The sequence below is a fragment of the Pseudofrankia coriaricola genome (genome assembly GCF_001854805.1).
Taxonomy (GTDB): Bacteria; Actinomycetota; Actinomycetes; order Frankiales; family Frankiaceae; genus Pseudofrankia.
Map to the genome: position 1 here is coordinate 1 of NZ_MBLO01000266.1, position 22,309 is coordinate 22,309.

Here is a 22,309-nt window from a genome sequence, read left to right on the forward strand (position 1 = left end):
GGTGGTCATGGTGTTCTGGTAGGCGTCCATCACCGGAGAGCCCTGTGCGGCGACACTTGACATGATCGACATTCCGGCCATGTCACTGCCTCGCTGGGCGAGCAGACCAGGGCTGAAACCGGTGGCGCTCAACGCCACRTTGATCTTGGCTCCGAGGGCCTTGGCCTTCGCGTAGATGTCGATGAAGGGGGTGGACTGGGCGGCGCCGATGAGCGTGTCCGCGCCGGAATTTTTCAGCTCGGCGGCGACCCGGGCCGGGTCTGTGACCCCTTCGGTGWAGGTRACCTCGTYGACGATCTGGATGCCGCGTTTTTGCAGGCTGGGGACGAACTGCATCGCGAGGCTGCGGGATGCCGCGACGTTCGGGTCGACGACGACCAGCGCCTTGCTGCCGCCCTGTGCCTTGACGAAGTCGCCGAAGACGGAGGTGCCGCCGGTGTTGAACAGGTTGCCGGCATGGAAAAGGTTGGGGTGGTTGCTCCAGGTGGCGCTCGTCCCGGTTCCGGTGACGGGGATGTTCTCCTTCTCGAGCCAGCCGGCTGACTTGTCGAGGACGATCGATGTGGCGATCAGGCCGAAGGCCCGCTGGGTGTCGACCAGGTCGTGCGCGACCGTGGAGAAGGTCTCGGCGTCGGACTGGTCGTCGCCCCACACCAGGTCGATCTCGCGGCCGTTGACGCCGCCACGGGCGTTCTGCAGGTCGATGCGCGCCTCGACGCCGCTGCGGGACGCCTTGAACGCGGAGGCGATCTCGGGGGCCCCGGTGTCGGGGTAGATGAGGCCGATCTTGATGGAAGCGGCGGTCACGCCTGGCTCCTGCGTCGGGCAGGGATTGGCAGCGCTCGTATTCGAGTTCGACGATGTGTCGCATGCGGCGAGGGCGGTGGATAGCCCGACGGCTATGGCGGCGATCGTCGCCGAAGCGGTACGCATGCGCAGGCAGCGAAGGATCATGAAATGCCGTCTCCCATTGACGTTTCTATACGAAGCGCGACAGCCTGGGCCTTGTCCACCGACGGCCGGTCCGCACACTCCAGGGCTGCGATTCTCCAACGCGCCGACCGTGGCAGATCTTGATGGGCCGGCAGGTGTCGGCGATCTGGACGGGTCTGGCCAGCCGGCGGGACGGGCAGTGGCTATGGGCGCGGGTCGCGCTGGAAAGGTTGCCTACAACAACGAACTCTGGCTCCGTCTCACATTCAGCGGTAACAGAGAGTAGATAGGCATTGTGATCTGTTATTCCCGTCGGATCGCCTAATGATGGTGGTCTTCGGTGTCGCCACCGGCGCGGGACGCGTGATCCATCAGCGCGCCGATCCGGACGCCGGGGACCAGTCCAGGTTCGGGTGGGTTCATCCTCCACCATCCGCCGTCAACAGATAGTCACCACTGAAATTGCGACTGAGTGGAAGATGGGCCGAAGCCGATCTTGAAACAGCCCCCTAGCTGACCGAGGTCACGCCTGCGAGCAGGTCACCGAGGGCAACCGTCTCGGGTAGGTCCGGCCATTGCTGTTGGAGGTCAGCATGAAGGCGGCTGATGCGGTTGTGGGCGCCTGAGCAGCACGGCGAGCACCGCCCGGTCCGCCCAGTCCCATCTCGGCCGCGGCTGGGTACGGCGCAGCACTGCAACCTCGTGCCGAAGGACGAGAAGCTGGATGTCCTTGGATGCCGACGAACGACCGAGCAGCACCAGCCGGCCACACACCCGAACGAAGATCAAATAGAGCAGGTGTACGGACACAGCTGACCATCGTGGCGGTGGGCGGAACGTCGGATCGTCCCAGGTCACGGGCCCAGGTCGACTTCCAGCCTGGCACCCCACAGGGCGTGCCGCACGCGACGTCGTAGGAGTTACGAAGCGGCGAGCGTCGCGGCTGCGGTCGCCGGCGTTTCCTCCAGCACGATGTCGAACCCGACGATGTCACGGCTGCCGATCTCGTAGGTCCGCGTGCCAGTGTCGTCGAGGGTGCTCGCGAACGCGTCCGGCGCGCCGAGGAGGTCGGCCTGGTCGATCTGGCGGACGACGCCGTCGAGGTCGCCCACGCCGAAGACCGCGCTCACCACGCCGGGGCCATACCGCTCCAGCGGGCCGGCGAGCGGGGCGGAGGGGTGCGGTTCGACGTACTCGATCTCGAGCCCGCCCACCCTCATCCGGAACCCCTTCCCCCACGCGCCCGCGGGGAGGTTGTGCGGCGTACCGCGGCTGGCGGGGGCGACGAGCGACGTCAGGTGTCGTCGAGTCGCCTCGAGGTCGCCGACGACGACCCGCAGCCGGAGCAGGTCGTCGACGAGGTCGTCGACGACCGGCCGGGGCTGCACGAAGGCGGGGTACTGGAGCGTCTGCTTGGCGAGGTACCGGAAGTTCGGTTCTAGCAGCTCCAGGTCGAAGCCCAGCAGCGAGCGGGACCCCATGAAGTACAGGTTCGCCCGCTCGTCGACGGGCTTCGTGTTGTCGGGCCCGTAGTCACCGAGGGACGGGATGAACCACGACGGGCCGGCCATGAGCGTCGGGGCGCCGACGGCCGCCAGCAGCTCGTGGGCGTGCTCGGTGTCGTCGACGTAGTAGTTGAGGTTCGTGACGCAGGGCCCGACGTCATCGAGGTACCGCCGGTGGACCGTCCGCTGGTCGAGCGGCTCCGACGCGGTGAGGGGCTGGCAGAACTGGAACACGGCCTTGCCGCAGCCGAGGTGCTCCACGGCGAAGACGCCCGCCAAGGTCGTGTTGAGGTCCGCGGCCAGCCTCTGCTCGATCGGGCCGGCGCCGAGCACGGTCGCCATGAACGAGGTGGCGCGGCGCAGGTCCTGGACGGTGAGCTCGATGTGGGCGCACCCGTAGAGCAATGTGATGCTCACGCCGCGTCCCAGGCGACGTGCAGCGTCTTCGGGCCGCGCAGGCCGGCACCGAACACCCGGGCCTCCTCGGTGAGCCGGAGCCTCGGGAGCCGGTCCAAGAGCAGCTCAAACCCTGCAGTCATCGGACCTGCACTTCCAACCTCGCCGTTGCCCCGGCACCAGTACACGTCATGTCTGCCGCCCGCTGGGGCAGCCCGTCTCCGCGCGTTCGGCCAGGACCTTGCCCGTAGCGGCCAACCTCCGACTTGGGATCGCCGCATCGGAGCTGTGCCAGGCTGACGGCATGAAGTGGGTGTGACATCCCCTCTTTCCTCCCCGGCCAGGCGCGTCGCCCTCCCTGAGGTCGGACTCGCGATGTATGCACGAGCCCATTTTGTATACAAGATGACGCCGACGCGCAAGGGGCGGACAGGCTCTTGAGCGGGCTCGCCGGTGATCGTACCATGGTCTTATAGCTTATAAGGCTTTACCATTTGGCCGTCGAGGGGCACTCCTGCATGACGTGGCCGTTCGCGGTGGATCAGGGTCGGGGTGGCGTCGATCACAGGTCGGCGAGGGGGCGGGCTTGGCCGTAGAGCGGGCCGGTGCCCAGGTCGCAGCCGGCGAGGGCGAGTTCGCGTGCCTGTGTGTGGTCGTTGATGCCGGTGGCCGTCACGATCAGCTCGAGGCGCGCGGCGGCGGCGAGGATGGTGTCGCGAACCTGGCGGATCTGGGCGCGGTCGGTGGCGCCGGTGTCGGTGATGGAGTGGTGCATCCTGATCATTCGGATGGGTAGGACGCGGCAGGCGGCGAACATGTCCGCATTCTCGCCGACTCCGTCGAGCGCGAGGGCTGCGCCGCGGTCGGTGAGAGGTAGTAGCGCGGGGACCGTCGCGGCCAGGTCCGCGCCGCCGCGGGTGCCGGCGAGCGTGAGGATCAGGGAGCATGGGCTGGGGCCCGGCAGCAGCGCGGCGATGTCGGTCAGCGGCGTGCGGTCGAGGATCGCGTCGAGGGGGATGGTGACGAGGACGGGCACGGGTGCGGAGCATCGCTCGGTGGTCGCGAGGTCGCCGCAGACCCGTTGGAGCGTGAGCTGGAGGAGCCCGTCGGCCAGCCGGGCTTCGTCGGCGAGCTGGCGTAGCTGTCCGGACGGGATCTCGCCGTGGCCTGGATGGCGCCAGCGTGGCTCGGCGTCCGCCGCGACGGTCCGCCCGTCCCGGAGGTGGACGACGGGCCGGTAGGCGACGTCCAAGGTGCCGGCGTCGTCCTCGCCGTGCAGCAGGCGGGTGAGGTCGTCGGACATCCGTGGCGCGGTGTCGATCATCGTGAGGTCGGGGCGGTAGACGACCAGCTCGCCTTTCCGTTGGCGCTTTGCCGCGTACATGGCGAGGTCGGCTTCGCGCTGTAGGGTTTCGGCGGCATCCGGGCCGCCGTCGCGGCTCGCGAGGACCAGCCCGAGGCTGGCGCCGACGCGATGGCGGTGTCCCGCCAGGGTGCAGGGTGCACGGATGGTGGCGGCGAGACGGCGCGAGAGTGACTCGGCCCCCGGGCCGTCGCGGCTGTTCTCGAAAATGACCGCGAACTCGTCACCTCCCAGCCTGGCGACGGTGTCCCCCGATCGGACGCCGTCCCGGAGCCGGCGGGCGGTGATCCGTAGCAGCTCGTCTCCGGCGGGGTGACCGAAGGTGTCGTTGACCTGTTTGAAATTGTCCAGATCGCAGAACAGCAGCGCGAAGGGGCGGTCGTCGCGCTGGGCGAGAGTGTGCCGCAGGCGGTCGGTGAAGAGCGCCCGGTTCGCGAGTCCCGTCAGTGGGTCGTGGGAGGCCTGGTAGTGCAGATCGCGCCGGCTCGCCTGGACGGAGGCGAGCAGCCGGGCGTTGTCCCGCAATGTCAGCACCTGCCGGATCAGCACCACCACCAGCAGTCCGAGCAGACCGTCCCGCTCGACGCTGCCGATGGGCGTGCCGGCGATCGTCTGGCCGACGGCCAGCGCGCCGACGGCCCCCAGCGCCACGTACGGCAGAACCGCGTGCATCCGCAGCGTCTGAGGACGGGTGTCGTCCAGGTCCGAGGGTCGCGCCGCCCGGATCGGCACGAGACCGGACAGGAAGATGAGCAGCCAGCCCACGACGAACCCGACGTCCGTGACCGGCACGGTTCCGCGTCCTCCCGCGGCGATGTTGAACATGGCGGCCGTGAGGGTCAACGTCAGCCCGGCCATGCCGGCCCCGAGCAGGCCGAGCGCGAGCCCTGATCGTGGCCGGCGGACGGTGCCCAGCAGCAGGACACCGACCAGGAGCAGGAGACTGCCGAGCGTCGCCACGATCGGGAGGGTGAGTGTCCGGATGTCGATGTGCGCGCTCCGCGCGATCGGTGTCAGCAGCACCGACCACAGGAGTGTGGCCACGGAGCCGACGACCGCCAGGCTGTCGAGAGCAACGATCGCGTACCAGTAAGAGCCGCTGTCGTCGGTCCGGCGAGCGTTGAGCGGGTCGGTGGGGAATGCCAGCACGCCGGCCAGCGCCAGCACGGCCGTCAGGACGAATCCCGCTGCCGACGCCGGGAGCTGCGGGGGAAACGGCTCGCCGTGCCTGAGGCCGAGCTGGGCATACCACGCCGAGGCGGCCGCCAGCACCGCGGCCGCTGGCGCGATGATCAGACGCCAGCGGCGGTCGGCGCCCCGGGTCCGCCAGCCGGTCCAGGCCATGCAGACCGCGGCGGCCAGACAGCTGGCCGCGTTCGTCGAGCGGACGATCAACGTGGCCGCCGTCGTGGGGACAGTCACGGCGCAGATCACCACGGCGAGGGTCAGGACGGCACACGCCACCGCCACCGACCACCACCGCAAGCCAGGGCCGCCGGTCATCGAACGCTTCCGCGGGTACATCCGCGACCCCGATCGGTCCGCTGTCACGGGTCGGATATCTTCCGACACTCACAGTAAGTAGCCGCGCCCGGCCTGTTATAACCCGATGGGTCATCGACACCGACGCGACATCGTCGGCGAGGCGATCTGGCCGTCGGCGGCGAGCGCGTCCCGCGCGGCACGGGTACCCGACGAGCGCCTCCGGGCACGCCCTCGCGGCTCGTCTGAGCCCGTCGCGGTCAAAGCCGCACGCGTTGAACGAACCGACCTAGGAGATGTTGACGATGGAGCCGCCGCCGTTCTCGATCATCACGGGAATGGCCTTCTGCATGCAGAGCAGGACGCCGAAGAAGTTGACCTCCGTGTGGACGGCGTACTCCTCGCTGCTGAGGTAGTCGACGTCCCATTTGCGGCCGGCGACGGTCGCCGCGTTGTTCACCAGGACGTCGATGCGCCCGAACGTCGCCACGGTGGCGCGGGCGGGCCCTCGTCGACGGCCGCATTCCGTCTCTGCCTGACGCGGATCACGCGCGGGTGCGTGTATACAATATCGTGATTCGTATACAAACGTGGTAATCAAGCTCTTGACGGTGAAGTTACGGTAAGCGAGCATACGCTCGCTGTGCTTCACAAGAACTTGTGATCCGAGGGCGGCCGGTGCGCGGGGTGACTGGGCCACCGGGTGCCGGCCCGACGGGCCGCGGCGACCAGATCGGGGGTGCGTAACGGGAGGGGAGTTCGAACCGCGAGAGCACATCTCGTGGCTCATCAAGCAGGCCTTCCACTACACCCGGCGCGCCGCCGACGAGGCGATGCGCGCCCACGGCGTCACCTCTGCCCAGGGTGGCGTCCTGATCCGGCTCGCCCAACGCCCAGGGCTCTCGGCCGCCGACCTTGCCCGCCTGATGTTCATCACGCCGCAGGCGGCCCAGCAGACGCTCACCGCGCTGGAAGGCCTGGGTCTCGTCGAGCGAAACGGGCGCGCTTGAGCCCTGACGCCCGATCTCCGTGGCCGAGGACCTGGACGATGTCGTTGACAACCTGCAGTCTGCCGCAGGCAAGTGGTCCCAGCGAGTTTTGAAAGGTAAAATTCATGTCGCGAGCCGCCGCGTTACGGGATGGCTCCGCCGTTGACGCCGAACAGTTGTCCTGTGATGTAGCTGGCTTCCTCGGAGCAAAGGTACAGGCAGGCGGCGGCGATGTCGTCGCCCGTACCCAGCCGGCCGACGGGGATGCGGCTGGCACCCCCGTCGCCCGTCGGATCGCCGATTTCGACGCGGGCCTGGCGGTACATCGGGGTGTCGATCATGTGGGGTGCAATGGTGTTCGCCGTGATCCCCTGCCGTGCGTACTCAAAGGCGATCGCTCTTGTCAGCGTGATCACGCCGCCCTTGGACGCGGCGTAGTGCGCGTGGTTGGGGGTCATGATCTGGGCGGCCGATGACGTGATCGTGACGATGCGGCCCCAGTCGGCGGTGACCATGTCGGGGATTGCCGCCTGTAAGCAGTGGAACGTGCCGGTCAGGTTCACCGCGAGGACACGGTGCCATGACTCGAGTGTGATCTCGGTGAAGGGATGAAACGGCGCGACCGCGGCGGAGGTGACCATGACTTCGACGGGTCCGAACTCGGCGCGCACCTTTGCCAGCGCCTCGTCGACCGCGGCTCGATGGGAGACGTCTACGGCGCACGCCATAGCTTTCGCGCCGCTTTCCTGTAGGCCTTCGGCGGCCTGATGGGCGAGGTCCCCATTCACGTCGAGGATCGCCACGCGGTGTCCGCGGCGGGCAAGGTGCTCGCTGATGGATAGTCCCATGCCCGAGGCGCCGCCGGTGACGGCTGCAACTCGGCTCATGGTACCTCTTCCTCCCCGGCCAGGCGCATCGGCTCTCCCTGAGGTCGGACTCGTGATGTATGCAGGAACCTATCTTGTATACAAGATGACGCTGACGCGCAAGGGGCGGACAGGCTCTTGACCGGGCTCAGCGGTGACTGTACCGTAGTCACATAACTTATAAGGATTCGCTCGTTCGGCCGTCGAGAGGCACACCTTGCGTGACCTGGCCGTTCGCGGTGGATCAGGGTCGGAGTGGCGTCGAACCGCGGTCGCGACGCGAGCCGGAGCACGGGAGGGGGCGGGCTCAGGATTCGGGAGGATAAGGCCGACGGGACAGCGCGGCGGCCCAGACGAGCGTGACGCGTGAGGCGGACGCGCATGAAGCCGGCGGTACTCGACGTGTGGGAAATTATCGATGCCGTTCGTGAGCGCATCATCCCCGGCGAGTTTCTGCTGGCCGCTTCGTTCTCCATTCAAGCAACGCGAGAGGATCGCAAGCTGTGGGGACTTTCACCGAGTACAACAATCATTTTCTGAACCATGTCGAGCTGCTGCACCGCTCTGGCGAAGGTCAGCTCGCGGCCCTGTTGTTCGAGACGCTGGGTTGCACCGTCCTAGATGTCACGAAGGAATTCGGGGCGAGGTCGACGTACCTGGCTGTCTTTGCGGAGGCGAGCGAGCTCGATAGGCTCAACAACGTTCTGTACGTCTCCGAGATCGGCGAGTCGCAACTGCAGCTCGAGGACGTCCTCAGGCGCAGGATGCAGGCCGACGACGAGCTTCGCGTCGCGCTCGAGCAAAACGATCTGGTACGGAAGAAGCCTGGTCATGTCGCGCATTTCGGGCTGCGGTATCCGGACCTCGACGAGCTAAAGACGGTGCTCGACCGTCTCGAACACAAGCTTCCCGCCGAACTCGCCGGTCGCGTGACGGTGTACCCACCCTTTCCGGTCGGGCTCCGCTCGCTCGGTACCGAGGTCCACCAGGCGTTCCTCTACACGGATGTCATCGGTCCGGGTTTTTACCCGTTCGGGCAGCTCATTGAACTCCAGGCGCAGCAACCGCTGAAGGATTAGCGCCGCCAAGACCATCGACCTTGTCGCGGTGGCCGGCGACGCTCAGGCCCAGCTCTTCCGGGACTCGTCGCTGTGAAGGATCTGCCCGGTTAGGGTCTCGGCAGTCTGTTGGGTGAAACGGCCTGGACCTGCGTACCGACCGCACGTCGGTGCCGAGATGATCAAGCGGGCGCTTGAGGGGCCCTGATCTTCTGGCGGCGGTTCGCCTGAGTGTGGTGGGCGGGAGAGCGTCGGTCGGGCGTCAAGGCTCGAGCGCGGCATAGGACGGGTCGTTCCGGTCCTGGGATCCGGACACCGGCCGAGCGCGGCCAGCACCCGCCCCTCGGCCAGCACCGGTGGCTCCGCTGTGCGAGGCTGCCGAGGAAAGCCCCATCGCCGCCATCGGCGGGCGGTGCGGGCCGGAGCTCCCCGGCGTCCACCCCGGGGCGTGGCCGACCCCGATGCCGAGCAGAAACCGGTCACCGAGCGGCGGACAGCGACGCGTACGACGCGGCCCTCGGCCGGCGGGCGCATTGTCCTGTACTAGCTGGAAGCGCTCGGCTTCTGTGGCCGCGGTGAGTCGAGGCCGTTCGTTGAGGGTGGCAGGCGGATCGCCCGTGACGGTGACCTGCCGCTCAACACCTCTGGCGGACCAGCCGCTCCGGGTCATCAACCTGAAGGTCAAGGCGCGCTGCGTCGAGGCTGGTGCTGGTGCCGTCGAACGCGGCGCGCAGGTCGCGCCCCGCGCCACAACGGTGACCGGTCCGAGGAGTTTGTCTGGCCGCAGCGCGTCGCGGGTGGTCGCCCGGCGCAGCGACCCCGGTCGGCGGGCGCCCGGCGCGCCCCCGAAGCGTTCATGGACAGCTGCCCTGGGTGGCGATCGGCTCGTCGTGGGGTAACCGGACATCGCTCGCCAATGTATACACTGACCCTGGTACTGTATACAAGGCTCGGTGGAGTGTAAGAGGCGAGCCCGGGCGATCCCGCTCGGGCGGCGACAGCGGTGGCGGCCAACATCGACGCGACCTACGTCTCGCTGGGCTGGCGGCGTGTGGTCGTTGTGCGGTTCGAAGCCGTCAGTACGTCCGCGCGGGCACAGCGCAGACAGGAGGTCAACCGGTGACGTTCGTCGGCGAGTGGGCGGCGAGGGTCGAGGACCGGCGGCTGTTGACGGGGCGGGGAAGGTTCGTCGACGACCTGGTCGCGATGGTCGTGGCCGAGAGCCGGTACATAGCGGAGGATGGCTGCGACCTGGCCGAGGTCGACTACGACCCGCTGCCGGCGGTGACCGGGTACGACGCTGCCCTCGACAGCGATGCACCGGCCACCTGCGACGAGCTCGGCGACAACATTCTGGACGCGAGTCCGCCCATCACCCTGAGAGACGTCGGCGCCGCTTTCACGCAGGCAATGCCGGCATGGCAATCCCCTTGGCGCCACGTTCATGGACTACCTGCTTCCGACCGCTACCGAGATCCCAGACGTCGAAATCGAACACCTGCCCTCCGATAGCCTCGGCGACTTTGACTTCGACTTCCACGGCGTCGGCGAAGGCGGGGCACTCGCGACGGTGACCAACGCCGTCGCGGATGCGCTGTTGCCCCTGGGCGCCCGGGTCGACCAGCAACTACCCCAGCGACGATCCTCGCGCTGGCCGACCTCACCTCCTCCCGACGTTCGCCCACCAGATGGCTGAACGGACAAGGCAGGCCAGGCGGAACCGGGTCAACGGGGACCGGGATTACTGCTCCGGTGACGAAGGACACCGGCCCGAGGGGAGAAGGCGGGAACCACCGCCTTCTCCGTCGCCTAGCCGGGGCGCTTCAAGGGCGTTGTAATGGCGACGACAACGGTCGACGTCGTCCGCGATGTACCCGTCCTCGTGTGCGGCAGTCGAGGGTCCGCGACCGATCGCGTCGGCCGCGCCGGACTCTAGCCTCTTATAGACAGTTGTGTAAGACGAGATCGCCATCCGCCAGGCAGGGTGTGTAGCTCGGCTGCCCGGCCAGATTCGATGTAAAGGACTGATGTGCATGGACAAGCTCGACGGACGCGGCGCGGTGGTTGTCGGGGGTGGCAGCGGGATCGGGCGCGGGATCGCCTTGGGTCTCGCCGGTGAGGGGATGCGGGTCCTCGTCGCCGACATCGACGCCGAGAATGCCGGGGCGGTACGCGACGAGATCGCCCGTAGCGGTGGCGACGCGCGTGCCGCACGCGTGGACGCGACCGATAGCGATTCGGTGGCGAAGCTCGCGACCGCGGCTGCGGATGATCTGGACCGCGTGCACGTGTTCGTGAACACGGTCGGCGTCCTCACCGACGCCGCGGTCACGACCTCCAGCGAGCAGGTGTGGGCGTGGTTCGTCGAGTTTCACCTCATGGCGGCCGTGCGCATGGTCGAGGCGTTCCTGCCGCTGCTGCGCGCGCACGACGACGGGGCACACATCGTCCTCACGTCGTCGATGGCCGGTATGGTGGCGCTGCCAGCGGAGCAGACCGGCGGCATGAACACCGGCGTGTACACCGTGTTGAAGCACGCCGTCGTGGGGTATGGCGACATGCTGCGGCACGATCTGACGCCCGAGGGTATCGGGGTATCGGTGCTCTGCCCCGGGGCGGTGGCGACCAGCCTGGTCTCGACCACCGCCCGGCACCGCCCGGAGCGCTTCGGCGGGCCGATGTCCGACCCGATGGCGGGCCGCACGCTGCCGCCCGGCATGATGCCGCCTGGCATGATGCCGATCGAGGCTCTGGGGCCGATTGTCGTGCGGGGCATCCGGGCGAACCGCCCATACATCTTCACCCATCCCGAGATGCAGGACGTGGTGCGCGCCCGCCAGCAGCAAGTACTGGACGACTTTGAGTTTTCTGCGGAGACGTGAGTCGCGTGGCAATGGTTCCCGCATCATTGGTTCGGATCGGGCGCACGGGTGTTCTGCATGACGTCAAAGGCGGTGCCGGTCTGGTCGACACGGACGAAGGTGTAGCAGAGGCTGGGCTTGCCGAAGCGGCTGAGGTCTGTGGTGCTGGGATGGCGGACGGGTGCGTCGAGGTCATCCGTCGCCGACGAAGCCACGCCGAGGATGGCATGCAGTGCGCCGGGTCCGACATCGATATCGGACCCGGCGGGACATCGGGTTGCCATCCCGATGGGCCGATCATGCGAGGTGACCGACGTGGCGGGGTGCGTCGTGTTCCTCATGTTGCAACTGTCGGCGTGTGTGAGCGGAAGGCCGTTGACCCCGACGGCGGTACCTGTGCCTCGTCTGGCTGGTTCAACCGGCCAGGCGACGGCTGGGCCAACTACGTGCCGTACGCCCTGCTGGACCGCCTTGAGGAGCGGTGACTTGAGCCGCCGAGTCGTCCACGTCGAAGGCAGCGGCATCCATCTCGACGCGGAGCCGGGCGAGACGATCATCGAGGCAGCGTGGCGCCTCGGCTACTACTGGCCGACCGTCTGCTGGGGCCAAGCCGAGTGCACAGCGTGCTACGTCAAGGTCATCGAGGGTGCGCACCAGCTCGGCCCCATCCCGCCTGACGAGCAGGACGCTCTCGACCACTGTTTGCCGCGCGCTGCCAAATATGGCCCAGGCGAGGCGCGCTTGGCGTGTCGCGCGGAAGTGCTCGGTGAGGTGACCGTGCAGAAGACCGGCGTACGGCCGAAGTGACCCACGGTTCCTTGACGAGCCCCGCGGCCACCACTCGTCACGGCACGCGGCCAGATCGGCCCGTCGCGCGTCAGGGGTAGCCCGGCGGAGCCGCTCCGTACCGCGATGGCGCGCGCCTCTCCTGGGAGGTCTACAACGTCATGGCGGAGGGCGGGTGGCTCGGCATCGCGATGCCCGAGGGGTTCGGCTGGGGAAGGTGTGGGATCACCGAGGCCGCAGTTCCTTCCCCAGGGCGGCGGCCGATCTGAACGTCGCGTTCGGCCTCACCGAGCCCGACGCCGGCACGGACACGTCACGCATCAGCACCCGGGCGGAGCCGGACGGGAAGGGCGGGTATGTCCTGGGGGGCCGCAAGGTCTGGACGTCCAAGGCGCTCGAGGCGCAGGTCGTGCTGCTGCTCGTTCGCACTGGCGGAGAGAGGTTTCAAGGGCTTGTCCTAGTGCTGGCGGACCTCGATCCCGATTACGTCAAGATCCGCCGATCCTCAAGATAGGCCGCAACGCAGTCGCCCCGTGCGAAGTCGCCTATGACGATCTCCCCGAGTTGCGGCCGGGTCGGCTCAGTGCTCGGAAGGCGCCGCCACGCCGAGCTCGGACGGCGACTGGGACCTCGATGGCGGTGTCACCTCATGCTGGGGCAGCTTCGCCATCGGCTTGGCGATGGTGGGGTCCTTGGCTGCCTCGATGATCAGCTGCTTGGTGCCGTGGTCGACCATCGCCGCGCTGAAGCGTGCCGCGTGGACCGTGTTGAAGGATTCCGTCTGCCAGTGCGCCTCGTTGATGAGGAAGACGTAGTAGCCGTAGGTCAGGTAGGCGGCGAAGTGGTGCATGGTCTCGTCCAGATCTGGGGGCTCGACGCCGTTGCGGCCCAGCTCGGCGAGATAGTGGCCCACCAGTGCCCTGTCCCAGCGCCGTCGGTCTGCGACGTCGAGCGAGCACGTGATCCAGTACGCGAGCTCCAGGTACGGCGGCTCCTTGCGCGGGGGCGCGTCGAAGAAGCCGGGGGTGCCGTCGGGCTCCTCGAAGACGTTGCCGAGGTGCATATCGCCGTGGACGATGCAGTTCGGCAGCACGTCGCCGAGGGCCGCGATGTAGTCCAACGCCAGCTTCGCCCACTCGAGGTCGTGGAACTCTTTGGAGCTCGCTGCACCTCGGGGCATGCCGACGAAGCGCTGGAAGATGTCCGGGTGGAGGTACCCCACCAGGTACATGTAGGTGCGGAACATCGCGGCGCCGTTGTTCGCGACCCCGACCCACCGGCCGTCGGGCTCGAACTGGGAGCTCGTGTCCCAACGAACGCCCGGCTCCAGTTCGGGGCTGTTCCAGGTGGCCGCGTGTAACTTGGCCAACGCGGACAACGTTTGCGCCACCTGGTCGTAACGCAGAGGTTTGAGCCCGTTGCCGAAGGTCACCCCACGCGGGACGAGATCCTCCATGATGATGATGGCCTGCTTGCGCTCGGCGTCGATGTCGGCGAAATAGCTCTTGGGCACGTTCAGCGGGAGTACCGGCCACACGTCGCGGTATGCCAGCGCTTCCATCGCGTACGTGCGGGCCCGGTCGCGGCTCCACGCCTCGAAGCCGCCCTTCAGGATGACGGTCTCGGGAACGCCGGCCTTGCGCCCCGCCTCGTCGACGTCGAGCCGGATCCGTACGACTGTCGTGAAGCCGTGCCGGACCGTGAGGATCTCGAAGTCCTTGACCGTGATGCCGGGGAAGCTCTTCGAAAGGGCGGTGGTCAGCCACGCCGCATCGATGTCCTCGATGTTCAGCGGAAGCTGGAACGTGGATTCGTCGAGCGTCACGCTCTGTGTCCTCCCCGATGTCGTCGCAGCGGGCTCCCAGCTGCGCAAATGAAACGAGACGGTAGCGTTTCAAACCTAGGTCGCCGTGGTCGCAGCGTCAAGGCGGCCCGCCTCACCCGCGTCGAGCCCCTGGAGCCCGCTAGGTGGCCTCCGAGCGACGATGTGCCCGGGCCGTCGCACCGTTCCCGCTGCCGGATCGCGACGCCACGCCGGCAAGCACGGTGTCGACGACGGGCGCGATGTCGGCCCGCCGCACCCGGGACTGGCCGACGACGCGTCGGTAGATGAACGGCGACATCAGGAGGTCGGTGACCAGCTCGATGTCGAGCTCCGCCGGCAACTCACCCCGGCCGATGCCACGGCCGATCACCAACGCGTACGCCGAACGCTTTGTTCGGATCATCTCGCTCTGGAGCACCGCGAGCTCCGGGTCCCGGGCAGCTGCGTCGACGAATGAGGAGAAGACTCGGCCGCTGCCGGGATTGCTCAGGTAGTCGACGAGTTGCTCGAGCAGACCGATCAAGTCGCCGCGAACGGATCCAGTGTCAGGCTCGACGGACGGCCGCTGCAGGCTCCAGAGCGCGGCGTAGATCAGCTGGGCGCGCGACCCCCAGTGGCGGTAGATCGTCGCCTTGCTGACGCCGGACACGGCAGCGACCGCTTCCACGTTCAGGCCATCGACCCCCCGCTCGGCGATGAGGTCGACCGTGGCGGCCAGGACCGGGTCCTGCGGCGTGCGTTCACGCGGCGACATGGGCTCAGGCCTCGGAGGTGTGGGTTGTCAGGACCATGTGTGAGACGATACCGTCTCGTTTCACGAGGATGTCGGCAGCGGGGCATTGGGCCAGTCGGGGAGGAATCGTGCCGCACGGGCAGCAGCGAGCGAACGAGTACGCGGATGTCCTGCAGGGCGTGCGCCGGGTGGCTGCGGAGGCGGCTCGGCGTGCCGCTGAGATCGACGAGATGCGATCGTTCCCACAGGACCTGTTTGATGAGTTGGAGGCCACGGGAGTATTCAAGTCGCTCACCCCGAAGGCGTACGGCGGGCTCGAGCTGTCGCTCGGCCAGGCGAACCACCTCATTGTCGAAGGGGCGCGGGCCAACGGCTCCCTGGGTTGGCTGCTGATGATCGGGCTGTCGCAGGGGATCGGTCTTGGGATGTTCCCCGAGAAGACGGTAGCCAAGCTGCTCGAGGAGTTCTCCGACCTGCGCACGCGAGGTGTCTTCGCTCCGAAGGGCACAGCCGTCCCGACCGACGGGGGCTACGTCGTGACGGGTCAGTGGCCCTTCGCCAGTGGCGGGCCCAACCCGCACTTCGTGGGCGGCAACTGCATCGTCATGCGCGATGGCAAGCCCAGCATCCTGCCCGACGGTGCGCCGGAGCTGGTCATCGCCATGATGCCGGCAAGCGCAGTCGAGCCGCTCGACACGTGGCACGTGCTCGGGATGCGGGGCAGCGACAGCCATGACTACGCGGCCAGGGAGGTCTTCGTCCCCGAAGAGATGACCATCAACATCGTCACCGCGGCGAGCTTCTTCGACACGCCGCCCGCCCGCCTGCCGATCCGGGTGGCGCTGGCCACCCAGCACTGCGCGGTCGCGCTCGGGCTCGCCCAGGGAGCGCTCGACGAGCTCACCGAGCTGGCCAAGACGAAGAAGGCAGCCATGAACCCGAGCGCGGTCCTCGCGGCCGACCCGGTGTTCCGTCACACGCTCGGCGAGCAGACGCTCCGCTTCACAGGCGTCATGGCGATGTTGGACCAGGTGACCGCGGAACTCGAACGGGCCGGAGCCGAGGAGCGCGAGTTCACGCCGGAGGAGACCTTGATCGGGCGGACGATGGCGGCCTACATCACCGCCGAGTGCGTGAAGATCGTCGACGTTGCCTACACCTACGCGGGCAGCACGTCGGTCTACAACACGTCGTCATTGCAGAGACGCCTCCGCGACATCCACGTCGCGACGCAGCACGTCGCCGCCACCCCGGAGGGCTACCGGGTGCTCGGCGCGGCCCTCGTCGGCGAGAAGCTCTCGCCGACGGAGCTGTTCTGAGCGCTGGCTGCCACCGATGAAGCCACAGCTCACCATCCCGGTGTTCACGCTCGCTCCGGACGATCCGGGGACCTGGCAGCCGATGCTCGATCGGGTGCGCGCCGCCGATCGGGCCGGCGTCGATCGGGTGATCCTCACTGGCGAGCACGTCGTCTTCGGCGAGAACCTCGGGGCCTACACCCGCCCTGAGCTGGGCGGTAGAGCGGGCGGGAAGCAGATCACCGGGCCGGACGGCCACTACCTCGAGCCCATCGTCACCATGGCCATGTTCTGCGGCATGACCTCACGGATCCGGTTCGCCAGCAACATCCTGCTCGCGGCGCTCCGCCGCCCGATCGTGCTCGCCAAGTCCGCCGCCACGTTGGACGTGCTGTCCGGCGGGCGGCTCGACCTCGGCGTCGGCGTGGGATGGCAACGGGAGGAGTACGGGGCCGCCGGGCTCGACTTCGGCACGCGCGGGCGGCTGCTCGACCACACGCTCGAGGTGTGCCAGCTGCTGTGGAGCGAACAGCGCGCGAGCTACTCATCACCCGAGTTGTCGTTCGAGAACATCCACATGATGCCCAAGCCCGTGGACCCGAACGGTGTCCCTATCTGGATCAGCGGCACGGTCACCCCTCCTGCGATGCGGCGGCTCGCGCGGTTCGGGACAGGGTGGATCCCGTGGGGCGACGCCGCTGGTGGGATCGACGCCCTCCTCGAGGCAATCCCGAAGATGCGCGACGCGGTGGCCGCCTTCGGGCGAGATCCCGCGGAGCTGCAGGTCGCCGGGACGCTTCCCACGGTGGCAGACAAGGACGGAACGCCGGCGATCGAACCGACGATGGAGGGCGTGGCTGCGCTGGTCGAGGCGGGTGTCACGGACCTCCGCGTCCAGCTTCCCGTTCCCGACGGCGCGAAGGCCGCCGAGGAGTACCTCGCGGAATGGGTGGCGGGGTTCCGCGCGGCCACGGCGTAGGCCGTTCCCAATCGTGCTGAGCAGGAGGTAATTGTGCGCAAGCTCGTTGCCGGTGTCGATGCATCCGGCCGTTCGTACCTCGTCGAGGAGGAGACGCTGAAGCTCCTCCCAGTTCCCGACAGCCCAGGGTTTTCCGCAGCAGTCGCGGGTGCCACGGCGTCGTCGCCCCCGCCACCACGTCCGCAGGGCCAGGGCCTCATGGTCGATCTCGGGGTCGGGCCCGGACTTGTGGTGTGGATGGTCGTAGAGTATGCACCCGATCTCGTCTTCCCGATCCACCACACCGACACCGTCGACTTCGACATGCTCGTCGAGGGCAGTCTCTCGCTCGTCCTCGACGACGGCGAGCATCCCCTCGAACCCGGAGACGTACTAGTCGTCAACGGCGTCGATCACGGGTGGAAAGCGGGGCCCGAGGGCGCCAAGCTCAGCGTGCTGTCGCTCGGCTCTCCGCCTCCCGGGTAGCAGAGAGGATGCGCGCCGTCATGTGAAATGCGCGCCGTGGCAGGTCGCGAGCTGGCGAGCACCGGCTTCTCCATTGGCTCCGGGGCTACCGCTGGTCAACTTAGCTCCCGGGCCACCCGCGGGCCAAGCTCTATCTTTTCTTTTTGATCGTTTGCAATATTGACACGACGATCGTCGAGATCGCGGAGGGAGAGTTGTCATGGGAGTGGCCACGCTGTCTACGGACGTGCAGCGTCGGATCTACAGGCTAATGGCGCGCATGAAGGCCGTGGATGATCGCCTCACCAAAGGTATCCTCAGCGGGGAGTTCATCGCGATCTACTTCTCGCACCGCGGGCAGGAAGGTGTCGCGGCCGCGCTGGGGGCGGCGCTGCGCGAAACCGACCAACTCGTGACGACCTACCGCGGCGCCCACGACCACATCGGAAAGGGCATCCCGCTCGTCGACCTCTTCGCCGAAATCATGGGCAAGGAGATCGCGCCTGCCAAGGGCAAGTCCGGCACCATGCACATCGCGTCGCCGGAGACGGGCGTCATGCTCTCCACCGGCATGGTCGGTTCGGGCATCCCGGTGGCCGTCGGCCTTGCTCTGGCCGCGCAGCTGGACGGGAGCGACCGAGTAGTGGCGGTGAGTTTTGGCGACGGTGCCACTAACACCGGCGCCTTCCACGAGGCCGCCAACATGGCGGCGCTCTGGAACCTGCCGCTGGTCATGGTCTGCCAGAACAACCTCTACGCCGAGAAGACGCCCACCGACCACACTATGAAGATCAAGAAGATCTCGGCACGGGCCACGGCCTACGACATCGTCGGGGTCACGGTGAACGGCAATGACCCCGACGAGACCTACGCGGCCATGAGCGAAGCCGTCGAGCGGGCTCGCTCCGGTGGCGGGCCTACGCTGGTCGAGGCCCTTACGTTCCGCTTGCGCGGTCATGCTATCGGTGACGACATGGTGTACATCCCCAAGGAGCAGCTGGCGGAGGCCGAGAAGAACGACCCGTACCCGGCCTATCGCCAGAGGCTCATCTCGAGCGGTGCATTCAGCGAGGACGAGCTCGCCGCCATCGAAGCCGAGGCCACGGCTGCCGTGAACGCCGCCGTCAAGACCGTCGCGGCTGCCGAATTCCCGGCGGTGGAGACGCTGATGGAGCACGTGTACGCCAATCCCGAGAAGGCACCGGCCTGAGTCGGTGCTGGGCCGCAGTAGATCGAGAATGGAGGACCAGGTGCAAGAACAAGAGATGACGATGCTCGGGGCCATCAATCTCGGCCTCGACCAGGCTCTCGCCAAGGACGGCAAGGTTTTGCTGTTGGGGGAGGACATCGCCGATCCCGCGGGCGGCATCATCGGCGTCACCAAGGGCTTATCGACGAAGTACGGCGCCGACCGGGTGCGTGATACGCCGATCTCGGAGGCCGCGATCCTCGGCGCCGCGGTCGGCGCCGCTCTTGCCGGCTACCGCCCGGTCGCCGAGATCATGTTCGTGGACCTGATGCCGATCGCCATCGACCAGCTGCTGAACCACGCCGCGAAGATGCGGTTCATGACGGCGGGCCGGCTGACGCAGCCGCTCACGGTCCGCACGGCGACGCTCGGCGGGATGGGGATGGGTAACGGCGCGACGCACAACCAGACGCTCGAAGCATGGTTCATGCACATCCCGGGCCTGAAGGTCGTGATGCCGTCCAACGCGGCTGACGCCAAGGGGCTCCTCACCACCGCCATCTTCGACGACGACCCGGTGCTGTTCATCGAGACGGGAGCGTTGTACGGGGCGCGCTCGAGCGTGCCGCTCGGCGAGGTCGCCATCCCGTTCGGCCAGGCGAACGTCGTCCGGCCCGGCGAGGACGTCACGATCATCAGCTACGGGCTGGGCCTCACGCAGGCGGTGGCCGCGGCCGAGGCACTGGTGGCCGAGGGCATCAGTGCCGAGGTGATCGACCTCCGGACGCTGCTGCCGGTCGACTTTCCGACGGTGCTCGAGTCCGTGGCCAAGACCCGCCGGGCGGTGGTCGTGCATTACGCCACGCGGTTTGCCGGCCCCGGCGCTGAGATCGCGGCCGCCATCCAGGAGGAGCTCTTCGGCCAGCTCGCGGCACCGGTGGTGCGGATCGGCGCCCGGTTCACGCCGGTACCGCAGGCCCCGACCATCGAGGCCGCGGCCTACCCGAACGTCTCCGACGTCACCGATGCCGTCCGGCGCGTGATGAAGGGTGTTCGAGAGGTCGTCAGCTGATGGCAGAGTTCCCGATCCGCATCCCGAAGGTCGCCATGACCATCACCGAGGCGACGCTGCTCGAACACGTCGTCGGGGAGGGAGCGACTGTCAACGAGGGCGAACCGCTGTTCCTGATCGCGACGGACAAGGTCGAGACCGAGGTCGCCTCGCCGACCTCGGGAGTCGTCCACTGGAAGTCGGAACCCGACAAGACCTACGACGTGGGCGCGCAGATCGGCTTCATCCAGACCGCGGACTAGCGGACGCACGGCGAACCGTCCTTGACCGAATTGTTGACGAGGCAAACGGGGAGGTTGCAATGGTGCAGGTACTCGCTCAGGAGACCGGGGTCGATACATCGGAGGTGCCGTTCGCCGTCACCGACCGGGCGAAGGTCCCGCGGGAGCGTTACTACGACAAGGCGTTCTTCGACCTGGAGAACGAGAAACTCTGGCCGCGCGTCTGGCAGATGGCCTGCCGGCTCGAGGAGATCCCGAACGTCGGCGACTACACGGAGTACTGGGTCGCCAGGTACTCGGTGATTGTGGTGCGGACGAGCCCGACCGAGATCAAGGCGTATCAGAACGCGTGCCGCCACCGGGCCACGCAGCTGGCCGTCGGGCGCGGCTCGTTCCGCGGTGGCCAGATCGTCTGCCCGTTCCACGGCTGGCGTTGGAACCTGGACGGCACGCCGTCGCTCCCGCTCTACGGCGCGCAGGGGTTCGAGCCCCGCTGTCTCGATGAGGACGACCTCAGGCTCATCGAGTGCCAGGTCGACACCTGGGCCGGCTGCGTGTGGATCAACATGGACCGCGACGCGCCGCCGCTTCAGCACGCCATGCGCCCGCTGCCGGAGTTCCTCGATCCGCTCCGGATCGGCGACATGCGGGTCCACTGGTGGAAGAGCATCCGCCTGAATTGCAACTGGAAGATCGCCATCGAGGCGTTTATGGAGGGGTGGCACGTCATGAGCACCCATCCGCAGCTCACGATGGGCGCCGGAGAGGCGTTCCCGGCCGACTTCCTCGACATCCAGCACTCCTATGAGAACGGTCATGCCAGCCTCGAGGAGGGCCACGACAAGGAGGTCGCCGAAGGCCTCGGGCTCACGGCGCAGGCCGAGGTGGAGAAGACCCTCGGCTTCCTGCGCCTGACGTGCGATCAGCTGCAGGCCATGGTCCTGCCCAAGGACGTGCAGGTGGTCGAGTCGCTGCGCAACATCGACTGCGCGCCGGAGGAGTTCTCCGGGAGGATGATTCAGGCGATGTACGCGTGGAACACGGGGGCGGGCATCAAGCTCCCCGACCCAGAGCCCGAGATCCTCGCCCGCTGGGGCAGCCAATGGTTCATCTTCCCGAACTTCATGTTCCACCCGTTGTTCGGGAACAGCATCTCGTACCGGGCCCGTCCCGACGGCGACGACCCGGAGCACTGCTTGTTCGAAGTGTGGTCACTCACGCTGTTCCCCGAAGGCCAGGAGCCCGGAAAGCCGACGTTCGATGGCGAGTTCGCCAAGGACGACGAGGCGTGGCCACGGATCCCACGGCAGGACTTCAGCAACATGGAGCGCCAGCAGATCGGCCTGCACCAACCCGGCTTCACGACCATGCGCCTCGCCAAGAAGTTCGAGGACGGCATCGCCAACTTCCACGCGTACCTCGACACGTACCTGGCTCGCTGAACGGCTGCGCTCGACCCGAGCACAACGTCGAGGTGCTCACGGGGCTTGGGCTGACCACAGATGAGATCGACTCCCTCGTCGAGGAGGGGGGGCCGATCGGCGATCGGCCTTCCTGAGGATGACCGGTCCGTGTGGCCCGACCGGGCGGGACGAGCCGGCCGACCTGCGCCTCGCCCCGCCCACCGCCGTAGCCGCACACCTGCCACCGCATCGACGACGAGAAAGAACGGCGTCATGGAATCCAGACTCGGGTCGGCGCGGCGGGAGGCGACATGATCGACCTAGATCAGCTGACGCCGGACGGCGAGCAGCTTCGGCATGCGTTCGGGTGCTTCCCGTCCGGTGTGGCGGCGGTGTGCGCGATGGCCGACGGGGTGCCGCTCGGCATGGCAGTGAGCTCCTTCACCTCCGTGTCCCTGGTCCCGCCGTTGGTGTCGGTCTGCATGCAGGACACCTCCACCACATGGCCGAGACTCCGGCGGTGCGCGCGGCTTGGCCTGAGTGTGTTGGCCGAGGATCATGACGCCGTCTGCCGGGCTCTCGCTCGGAAGGACGCAGACCGGTTCGTGGAGATCGACTGGACGGCCGGGCTGAGCGGAAGCGTCTTCGTGCACGGCGCGAGCGCCTGGTTCGACTGCTCGCTCCATCAGGAAGTGCCCGCTGGCGACCACGCGATCGCCCTGCTTCGGATCCACGGACTGCGCTCGGAGCCGGACATCTCTCCGCTGGTCTTTCACGGTAGCCGCTTCCGCCGGCTAGCCGCGATGTGACTCCACCGCCCGGAGCCGAGCAGATCGCAGGACAGGAGACAGGTGGATCCGATCGGTTTGCCGCAACCAGTCGGCCCGACGCTTCCGTCAAGGCCGA

Annotated in this window: 24 protein-coding genes and 1 pseudogene; 16 read left to right on the plus strand and 9 right to left on the minus strand. The window is 67.7% G+C overall.

What is annotated here, in order from left to right:
- From BCD48_RS41085 to BCD48_RS54565, 5 genes are all read right to left on the minus strand, one after another.
- On the minus strand, nt 1–954 hold a 954-nt coding region (locus BCD48_RS41085; protein WP_071053908.1), incomplete at its 3' end, for an ABC transporter substrate-binding protein.
- An 899-nt stretch (nt 955–1,853) separates the two neighbouring features.
- Complete coding sequence (locus tag BCD48_RS41090) at nt 1,854–2,855, minus strand: VOC family protein (RefSeq protein ID WP_071053817.1); 1,002 nt, start codon at nt 2,853–2,855, stop codon at nt 1,854–1,856.
- Nucleotides 2,852–2,977, minus strand: coding sequence for a hypothetical protein (locus tag BCD48_RS55220; RefSeq protein WP_274536633.1), 126 nt, complete (start codon nt 2,975–2,977; stop codon nt 2,852–2,854). The genes BCD48_RS41090 and BCD48_RS55220 overlap by 4 nt, the downstream gene beginning before the upstream one ends.
- A gap of 419 nt (nt 2,978–3,396) precedes the next feature.
- Entirely contained in the window at nt 3,397–5,667 is a 2,271-nt protein-coding gene (locus BCD48_RS41095; RefSeq protein ID WP_241842380.1) for a diguanylate cyclase domain-containing protein, read from the minus strand.
- A 301-nt stretch (nt 5,668–5,968) separates the two neighbouring features.
- Nucleotides 5,969–6,169 (minus strand): SDR family NAD(P)-dependent oxidoreductase, encoded by a 201-nt coding sequence (locus BCD48_RS54565; RefSeq protein WP_071053818.1) that lies wholly within the window; start codon nt 6,167–6,169, stop codon nt 5,969–5,971.
- Nucleotides 6,170–6,512: 343 nt separating this feature from the next.
- Here BCD48_RS54565 and BCD48_RS48045 point away from each other — a divergent pair, with 343 nt between their 5' ends.
- Complete coding sequence (locus BCD48_RS48045; RefSeq protein WP_083419982.1) at nt 6,513–6,689, plus strand: MarR family winged helix-turn-helix transcriptional regulator; 177 nt, start codon at nt 6,513–6,515, stop codon at nt 6,687–6,689.
- A 122-nt stretch (nt 6,690–6,811) separates the two neighbouring features.
- Here BCD48_RS48045 and BCD48_RS41105 read toward each other — a convergent pair whose 3' ends face one another.
- On the minus strand, nt 6,812–7,555 hold the full coding sequence (locus BCD48_RS41105) for an SDR family NAD(P)-dependent oxidoreductase (RefSeq protein ID WP_071053819.1): 744 nt from the start codon (nt 7,553–7,555) through the stop codon (nt 6,812–6,814).
- Nucleotides 7,556–7,915: 360 nt separating this feature from the next.
- On the opposite strand from BCD48_RS41105, the gene BCD48_RS51770 reads away from it, so the two are divergent.
- The 5 genes and pseudogenes from BCD48_RS51770 to BCD48_RS41120 all read left to right on the plus strand — a co-directional run bounded on the left by BCD48_RS51770 (nt 7,916) and on the right by BCD48_RS41120 (nt 11,474).
- Entirely contained in the window at nt 7,916–8,074 is a 159-nt protein-coding gene (locus BCD48_RS51770) for a hypothetical protein (RefSeq protein WP_157910623.1), read from the plus strand.
- Nucleotides 8,038–8,613 (plus strand): hypothetical protein, encoded by a 576-nt coding sequence (locus BCD48_RS41110; protein ID WP_071053820.1) that lies wholly within the window; start codon nt 8,038–8,040, stop codon nt 8,611–8,613. The genes BCD48_RS51770 and BCD48_RS41110 overlap by 37 nt, the downstream gene beginning before the upstream one ends.
- 526 nt (nt 8,614–9,139) lie before the next feature.
- A pseudogene (locus tag BCD48_RS57035) lies at nt 9,140–9,259 on the plus strand (thiolase C-terminal domain-containing protein); the annotation flags it as partial.
- A gap of 452 nt (nt 9,260–9,711) precedes the next feature.
- Complete coding sequence (locus tag BCD48_RS41115; protein ID WP_071053821.1) at nt 9,712–10,104, plus strand: hypothetical protein; 393 nt, start codon at nt 9,712–9,714, stop codon at nt 10,102–10,104.
- A gap of 521 nt (nt 10,105–10,625) precedes the next feature.
- Entirely contained in the window at nt 10,626–11,474 is an 849-nt protein-coding gene (locus tag BCD48_RS41120; protein ID WP_071053822.1) for an SDR family NAD(P)-dependent oxidoreductase, read from the plus strand.
- Between the two features lie 23 nt (nt 11,475–11,497).
- On the opposite strand, the gene BCD48_RS52985 is transcribed toward BCD48_RS41120, so the two are convergent.
- On the minus strand, nt 11,498–11,668 hold the full coding sequence (locus BCD48_RS52985) for a hypothetical protein (RefSeq protein ID WP_206745037.1): 171 nt from the start codon (nt 11,666–11,668) through the stop codon (nt 11,498–11,500).
- Nucleotides 11,669–11,939: 271 nt separating this feature from the next.
- On the opposite strand from BCD48_RS52985, the gene BCD48_RS41130 reads away from it, so the two are divergent.
- Together BCD48_RS41130 and BCD48_RS41135 are read left to right on the plus strand one after the other, a co-directional pair.
- Nucleotides 11,940–12,260, plus strand: a complete 321-nt coding sequence (locus BCD48_RS41130; protein ID WP_071053824.1) for a 2Fe-2S iron-sulfur cluster-binding protein — start codon at nt 11,940–11,942, stop codon at nt 12,258–12,260.
- 154 nt (nt 12,261–12,414) lie between these two features.
- Nucleotides 12,415–12,753 carry an acyl-CoA dehydrogenase family protein gene (locus BCD48_RS41135; protein ID WP_071053825.1) on the plus strand — a complete coding sequence of 113 codons (339 nt, stop codon included), beginning with the start codon at nt 12,415–12,417 and terminating at the stop codon, nt 12,751–12,753.
- 66 nt (nt 12,754–12,819) lie between these two features.
- On the opposite strand, the gene BCD48_RS41140 is transcribed toward BCD48_RS41135, so the two are convergent.
- Both BCD48_RS41140 and BCD48_RS41145 read right to left on the minus strand, forming a co-directional pair.
- Nucleotides 12,820–14,064: a protein kinase family protein gene (locus BCD48_RS41140; RefSeq protein WP_071053826.1), complete on the minus strand. Its 1,245-nt coding sequence runs from the start codon at nt 14,062–14,064 to the stop codon at nt 12,820–12,822.
- 139 nt (nt 14,065–14,203) lie between these two features.
- Nucleotides 14,204–14,818: a TetR/AcrR family transcriptional regulator gene (locus BCD48_RS41145; protein WP_071053827.1), complete on the minus strand. Its 615-nt coding sequence runs from the start codon at nt 14,816–14,818 to the stop codon at nt 14,204–14,206.
- A 107-nt stretch (nt 14,819–14,925) separates the two neighbouring features.
- Here BCD48_RS41145 and BCD48_RS41150 point away from each other — a divergent pair, with 107 nt between their 5' ends.
- The 8 genes from BCD48_RS41150 to BCD48_RS41185 all read left to right on the plus strand — a co-directional run bounded on the left by BCD48_RS41150 (nt 14,926) and on the right by BCD48_RS41185 (nt 22,212).
- On the plus strand, nt 14,926–16,116 hold the full coding sequence (locus BCD48_RS41150) for an acyl-CoA dehydrogenase family protein (RefSeq protein WP_198543602.1): 1,191 nt from the start codon (nt 14,926–14,928) through the stop codon (nt 16,114–16,116).
- A gap of 16 nt (nt 16,117–16,132) precedes the next feature.
- Nucleotides 16,133–17,074 (plus strand): TIGR03619 family F420-dependent LLM class oxidoreductase, encoded by a 942-nt coding sequence (locus BCD48_RS41155; protein ID WP_071053829.1) that lies wholly within the window; start codon nt 16,133–16,135, stop codon nt 17,072–17,074.
- A 33-nt stretch (nt 17,075–17,107) separates the two neighbouring features.
- Complete coding sequence (locus tag BCD48_RS41160) at nt 17,108–17,539, plus strand: cupin domain-containing protein (protein WP_071053830.1); 432 nt, start codon at nt 17,108–17,110, stop codon at nt 17,537–17,539.
- Nucleotides 17,540–17,738: 199 nt separating this feature from the next.
- The gene (locus tag BCD48_RS41165; protein WP_071053831.1) at nt 17,739–18,728 is read left to right on the plus strand and encodes a thiamine pyrophosphate-dependent dehydrogenase E1 component subunit alpha; all 990 of its coding nucleotides are present in this window, start codon (nt 17,739–17,741) and stop codon (nt 18,726–18,728) included.
- 55 nt (nt 18,729–18,783) lie between these two features.
- Nucleotides 18,784–19,779, plus strand: a complete 996-nt coding sequence (locus BCD48_RS41170) for an alpha-ketoacid dehydrogenase subunit beta (RefSeq protein WP_083419987.1) — start codon at nt 18,784–18,786, stop codon at nt 19,777–19,779.
- Nucleotides 19,779–20,021 carry a lipoyl domain-containing protein gene (locus tag BCD48_RS41175; protein ID WP_071053833.1) on the plus strand — a complete coding sequence of 81 codons (243 nt, stop codon included), beginning with the start codon at nt 19,779–19,781 and terminating at the stop codon, nt 20,019–20,021. The genes BCD48_RS41170 and BCD48_RS41175 overlap by 1 nt, the downstream gene beginning before the upstream one ends.
- A 59-nt stretch (nt 20,022–20,080) precedes the next feature.
- Nucleotides 20,081–21,442: an aromatic ring-hydroxylating oxygenase subunit alpha gene (locus BCD48_RS41180; RefSeq protein ID WP_071053834.1), complete on the plus strand. Its 1,362-nt coding sequence runs from the start codon at nt 20,081–20,083 to the stop codon at nt 21,440–21,442.
- A gap of 272 nt (nt 21,443–21,714) precedes the next feature.
- Nucleotides 21,715–22,212, plus strand: coding sequence for a flavin reductase family protein (locus BCD48_RS41185; RefSeq protein ID WP_071053835.1), 498 nt, complete (start codon nt 21,715–21,717; stop codon nt 22,210–22,212).
- The last annotated feature ends 97 nt before the right edge of the window (nt 22,213–22,309 follow it).